The following is a 1,583-nucleotide window of genomic DNA, read 5'->3' as shown; positions in this document are numbered from 1 at the left end:
ATCCCTTACTCTATGTCTAAAATCTGCATATGAGTGAGTACATACCATGTTTGTGTTTTTGTGATTGGGTTACCTTGCTCAGAATGGTTTCTTCTAGTTCCATCCATTTTCCTGCAAATTTCAAGATTCCATTGTTTTTTTCCACTGAGTAGTACTCTATTTTCTCTATCCATTCTTTGGTTGAGGGGCATCTTGGCTGCTTCCAGTTTCTGGCTATTAAAAATAATGCTGCTATGAACATCGTTGAACAGATGTCCTTGTTGTATGAATGTGCTTCTTTTGGGTATATGCCTAAGAGTGGAATTGCTGGATCTTGTGGTAGACTGATTCCCATTTTCTTGAGGAGTCGCCATACTGATTTCCAAAGTGGCTGTACAAGTTGGCACTCCCACCAGCAGTGGAGGAGTGTTCCCCTTTCTCCACATCCTCTCCAGCATAAACTGTCATTGGTGTTTTTGATTTTAGCCATTCTGACAGGAGTAAGATGGTATCTCAGAGTTGTTTTGATTTGCATTTCCCTGATGGCTAAGGATGTTGAACACTTTCTTATGTGTCTTTCAGCCATTTTAGATTCCTCTATTGAGAATTGTCTATTTAGTTCTGTACCCCACTTTTTAATTGGATTGTTTGGTGTTTTGGAGACTAGCTTCTTGAGTTCTTTGTATATTTTGGAGATCAGCCCTCTGTCAGATGTGGGGTTGGTGAATATCTTTTCCCAGTCTGTGGGCTGCCGTTTTGTCTTGCTGACTGTGTCCTTTGCCTTACAGAAGCTTCTCAGTTTCAGGAGGTCCCATTTATTAATTGTTGATCTCAGTGTCTGTGCTACTGGTGTTATGTTCAGGAAGCAGTCTCCTGTACCAATTAATTCAAGGGTATTTCCCACTTTGTCTTCTAATAGGTTCAGTGTGGCTGGATTTATGTTGAGGTCTTTGATCCATTTGGACTTAAGTTTTGTGCATGGTGATAGATATGGATCTATCTGCAGTCTTCTACATGCCAGCATCCAGTTATGCCAGCACCATTTGTTGAAGATGTTCTCTTGGTTCCAGCATATATATTTGGATTGTTTGTTAAAAATCAGGTGGTCGTGGGTGTGTGGGTTAATATCAGGGTTTTCTACTCTACTCCATTGGTGTACCCGTCAATTTTTGTGCCAATACCAAGCTATTTTCAGGACTACAGCTTTGTAATAGAACTTGAAGTCACGGATGGTGATACCTCCAGAAGTTCCTCTATTGTACAGGGTTGTGTTGGCTATCCTGAGTCTTTTGTTTCTCCATATAAAGTTGAGTATTGTTTTGGGTCTGTGAAGACTTGTGCTGGGATTGTGATGGGGATTGCATTAAATCAGTGGCTACCTTTTGGCAAGATTTCCATTTTTAATCTGTTGATCCTACCTATCTAAGAGCATGAGAGATCTTTCCATTTTCTGGTATCTTCTGTAATTTCTTTCTTTAAAAACTCAAAGTTCTTGCTGTACAGGTCTTTCATTTGTTTGGTTAATGTTACACAAGATATTTTATGTTGTTTGTGGCTATTGTAAACTGTGATGTTTCTCTGTTTTCTTTCTCAGCCTTTTTATT

Annotated in this window: 2 protein-coding genes; one reads left to right on the top strand and one right to left on the bottom strand. The window is 39.4% G+C overall.

Features of this window, described 5'->3' with window-relative positions:
* Nucleotides 1-16 precede the first annotated feature (16 nt).
* Entirely contained in the window at nucleotides 17-1,003 is a 987-nt protein-coding gene (locus tag KRZ98_RS24320; protein ID WP_254798791.1) for a DUF1725 domain-containing protein, read from the bottom strand.
* A 6-nt stretch (nucleotides 1,004-1,009) separates the two neighbouring features.
* Here KRZ98_RS24320 and KRZ98_RS24315 point away from each other — a divergent pair, with 6 nt between their 5' ends.
* Nucleotides 1,010-1,405, top strand: coding sequence for a hypothetical protein (locus tag KRZ98_RS24315; protein WP_254798790.1), 396 nt, complete (start codon nucleotides 1,010-1,012; stop codon nucleotides 1,403-1,405).
* Nucleotides 1,406-1,583 lie beyond the last annotated feature (178 nt).

Source organism: Sphingobium sp. AS12, from assembly GCF_019097845.1.
GTDB lineage: Bacteria > Pseudomonadota > Alphaproteobacteria > Sphingomonadales > Sphingomonadaceae > Sphingobium.
The sequence above is the reverse complement of the archived record's forward strand: the minus strand, read 5'-3'. Positions and strand labels throughout refer to the sequence as shown.